This window comes from Sphingomonas sp. 66-10, assembly GCF_001897045.1.
Classification (GTDB): Bacteria; Pseudomonadota; Alphaproteobacteria; order Sphingomonadales; family Sphingomonadaceae; genus Sphingomonas; species Sphingomonas lycopersici.
In genome coordinates this window covers 16461-16979 of the sequence record NZ_MKRR01000106.1, presented here as the reverse complement: position 1 = coordinate 16979, position 519 = coordinate 16461, and the positions used below count along the sequence as shown (strand labels likewise).

Here is a 519-nt window from a genome sequence, read left to right as displayed (position 1 = left end):
ATCGATTATGTCTCGCTCTCCGACCGGATCGTACCCGCCGCGACCGCCGCCGGGCTGGCGGCGCGGCGCGATCTCGGCGCGGGGCATGTCGGGATGATCGTCGGCGGCAGCGCGCGGCGGCAATTGTGGGAGCCGCTGAGGGACTGGCTTCACGGCGTCGCCGGGGGTAGGGAGCCGGGACAGTCCAAAGAGGAACATGCGCCATGACCGACGTCGTCATCACCGCCGCCAAACGAACCCCGGTCGGCAGCTTCCTCGGCGCGTTCGCCGCCATCCCGGCGCATGAGCTCGGCCGGATCGCGATCGAGGCTGCGCTGGCGCAGGCGGGGGTATCGGGCGACGAGGTGAGCGAAGTGATCCTCGGCCAGGTGCTCACCGCGGCGCAAGGGCAGAATCCCGCGCGGCAGGCGTCGATGGCGGCGGGGGTGCCCAAGGAGGTGCCCGCCTGGGGCGTCAACCAGGTATGCGGCTCCGGCCTGCGCGCGGTGGCGCTCGCGGCGCAGGCGGTGCAGACCGGCG

Annotated in this window: 1 protein-coding gene and 1 pseudogene; both read left to right on the top strand. The window is 72.8% G+C overall.

Annotated features, from left to right (window positions below; translation table 11 throughout):
- Positions 1 to 207, top strand: a pseudogene (locus BGN95_RS09760) (hypothetical protein); the annotation flags it as partial.
- The coding region (locus tag BGN95_RS09755) for a thiolase family protein (protein ID WP_502688275.1) at positions 204 to 519 on the top strand (316 nt) is incomplete at its 3' end. The pseudogene BGN95_RS09760 and the gene BGN95_RS09755, both read left to right, overlap by 4 nt.